This window comes from Mesorhizobium sp. M0590 (assembly GCF_040320905.1).
Classification (GTDB): domain Bacteria; phylum Pseudomonadota; class Alphaproteobacteria; order Rhizobiales; family Rhizobiaceae; genus Mesorhizobium.
This window is the reverse complement of the sequence record NZ_JAMYQN010000075.1, coordinates 1-692: the sequence shown is the minus strand read 5'-3', so window position 1 is coordinate 692 and position 692 is coordinate 1. Positions and strand designations below refer to the sequence as shown.

General features: G+C 66.0%; 1 protein-coding gene. It reads left to right on the top strand.

Going from position 1 to position 692, the window contains the following annotated elements:
* Positions 1–28: 28 nt before the first annotated feature.
* A partial coding sequence (locus tag NKI52_RS32670) for a serine hydrolase domain-containing protein (RefSeq protein ID WP_352700872.1) occupies positions 29–692 on the top strand: 664 nt, incomplete at its 3' end.

Sequence of the window (692 nt, the reverse complement as noted above, 5' to 3'; positions counted from 1 at the left end):
GCGCAAGCAGATCGTCGGGAGCCTGTGGATGGTGCCGCTCGATCCCTTCCGCATCTCCTATCACTACGCCAATTTCGGCACGACGGTCGGCGCCGAGGCAGTGGCCCACGCCGAGAAACAGCCTTGGGAGCCGCTGGCCAAGAGCCTGTTGTTCGATCCGCTCGGCATGCGCTCGAGCAGCTATCGGCACGAGGACTTCATTGCCGCCGGCAAGAACCGCGCCCTGCTGCATGCGCGCGTGGCGGAGAATGTGTTCGAGCCGCTCTATGACCGCGACCCCGACCAGCAGGCGCCGGCGGGCGGCGTCTCCTCCAGCGCCCAGGATCTTGCCAAGTGGATGATCCTGCTGCTTGGCGACGGCACCTATAACGGCCAGCCCATGATCGACCCGAAGATCCTGCAGCCCGCCATCACACCGCAGAGCGTGACCTACCGCGGCGAGACGCCCGATACGCGGGCCAGCTCCTATGGCTATGGCTTCAATGTGGGGGTGAACGCCAATGGGCGCACCACCATGGGCCATTCCGGCGCCTTCCTGCTCGGCGCCGGCACCACCTTCCAGATCTTGCCCTCGGCCGATGTCGGCATCGTCGTGCTCACCAACGGCTCCCCCGTCGGCGCCGCCGAGACGGTCGCCGCCAGCTTCATGGACATCGTGCAATATGGCCAGGTCACTCGCGACTGGTATCCCT